This is a genomic window from Anaerolineales bacterium, assembly GCA_022866145.1.
GTDB lineage: Bacteria > Chloroflexota > Anaerolineae > Anaerolineales > E44-bin32 > PFL42.
Window position 1 is genome coordinate 1 of record JALHUE010000485.1, and the last position, 1,755, is coordinate 1,755.

Genomic DNA, 1,755 nt, shown 5'->3' on the forward strand with positions numbered 1-1,755 from the left:
ACGTGAGGAATGGGCAGAGGGGTGATCCTCACTGATGTAGGCGGTGAAGGACCTGGGGACGTCGCATCAGTTGGGGGGTAGAAGAAACCCTGGTTCGCCGTTCCCAAGGCAACCGGCCAATACGGCCCTTGGGGGTCGACTGCATATGCTCAGGGTCTCAAGCATCTAGGCGTACCTACAGCGGGGGAGGTGGTCGAGCTTGCTGCGCATCCCCTGGTCCTCGGTCTCCAAGCTCGCGCAGGATGGTCGCATTCCGTGCCAGAAGGCCGGTGCCCGTACTGTCGGGGGGGTAGCCGTGTCCGGAAGCCGAACATAGAATCGTTACAACGATCGGGCTTGCCGGATGCCCGGGAGATACTCCCTGCTCGTGGGGCGTCCGGAGCTGGGTTCCACTCGAGATGTGAGGCTTCGCATGAAAACTCTCTTGTTCGCCGTTCTCTCGGGAATGCTAGCCCTGTCGCCAGCCCGCGTCCGCCCGGCCCAGATCGACATCGCCCGCAACGAAGCTGAGGCAAGCTTCCCCAATGCCATCACCTTCTATCTGACGGCCTCGTCCCCCGCCTCGATCGAAAGCGTCGAGCTGGAGTTTGGAACGGATGCGACTGCCTGCGGCGAGAGCACAGCCCGGGTGGTTCCTGACGACTTTGTGCCGGGCACCACCGTTGCCACCGAGTGGACCTGGGACCTCCGACGAACGGGCGCCCTCCCGCCCGGTACAGAGGTTTGGTGGAGATGGATCGTGCAAGATTCCGCAGGTGGGGAGTTGACGACGCCGGACCAGTCCATAGTTGTCGAGGACACCCAGCGCTCCTGGCGCAATACGGCTTCGGATCCAATCGATCTCTACTGGTATACCGGCGACAACCGGTTTGCCGATACCCTGATGGGCGCTGCCCAGGCCGCCCTGGTCACCATCCGGGAGGCGACGGGAGTCGAGTATGACGGAGATATCCGCCTCTATGTCTATGGCGACTCCACGGAAATGCAGTCGGCAACGCTGTTCGCTCCCGACTGGAGTGGAGGGCTTGCCTTCCCGGAGCACAGCGCCGTGCTGGCCGCCATTGCGCCGAATGAGCTGGCGTGGGGCCAGCGGGCGGTCGCCCACGAACTCACCCATGTCGTGCTTGGTCAGTACACCTTCTCCTGTCTCGATTCGACGCCCACCTGGGTGACCGAAGGCCTGGCGATGTATGCCGAGGGGGAGCCGGAGGAAGGTCTGCTCTCGAGCCTGGAAGAGGCCGTCCAGGAAGGGACGCTCTTACCCGTGCGATCCCTCAGCCAGGGCTTCTCAAATGACCCCTACCTATCCTACCTGGCGTATGCCCAATCCTACAGCCTGGTTGATTTCCTGGTGGGAGAGTACGGGCCGGAGAGGATGATTGCCCTGCTGGATCAATTCCGCCAGGGATCGACGGAGGATCAAGCCCTTCAGCGAGTCTACGCGTTCGACCGCGACGGTCTGGATGCAGCTTGGCGCACATCCATTGGCGCCGCCGAATCCCAGGGGGCTGTCCCTGCCGAAGGGAAACCCACGCCCACGCCGTATCCAACCTTCGCCCCTCTGGGTGCTCCGAATGCAGGCGCAGCCACATCTGTGGTGAGTGCGTTGACTGCTGCCGCGACCCCGATACCTGCGACCGATGAAACCAAGCCTTCGGGCAAAGCCCCGCCGGGGTTGTGTGCGGCTCCCGCGGCAATCGGTGTCGTCGGTCTTGGCCTGATGTTGCTTCCCCGCGCCCAACGGCGAGCGGGGGC

The 1,755-nt window shown here is 63.5% G+C and carries 1 protein-coding gene; it reads left to right on the forward strand.

What is annotated here, in order from left to right; translation table 11 throughout:
- Window positions 1-412 precede the first annotated feature (412 nt).
- The coding region (locus MUO23_14125; GenBank protein ID MCJ7514088.1) for a peptidase MA family metallohydrolase at window positions 413-1,755 on the forward strand (1,343 nt) is incomplete at its 3' end.